This is a genomic window from Streptomyces sp. NRRL S-350, assembly GCF_000719705.1.
Classification (GTDB): Bacteria; Actinomycetota; Actinomycetes; order Streptomycetales; family Streptomycetaceae; genus Kitasatospora.
The window spans coordinates 1-225 of record NZ_JOHO01000241.1; the positions used below are offsets into that span (position 1 = coordinate 1).

1 pseudogene is annotated in these 225 nt (G+C 72.9%); it reads left to right on the plus strand.

The features are described 5' to 3' along the window. Nucleotides 1-225, plus strand: a pseudogene (locus IF30_RS50100) (IS30 family transposase); the annotation flags it as partial.

The window sequence follows — 225 nt, forward strand, 5'->3', positions numbered from 1 at the left end:
AGGAGCGAGCAACGACCAGGCCTGCCGGATCGTCGGGATCAACCCGAAGACCGGCAGGCGCTGGCGTAACGGGCGCAACGCGTCCGGCAGGAACAAGGCGGCGCTGCCGGCCCGGCCGGCAGCGCCGCCTTCCTCGTCGTCCCGGTATCTGAGCGAGGCCGAGCGCATCCACCTGGCCGACCGGCTCCGCGATAAGGCGACGGTCCGGGCGATCGCCGCCGAGCT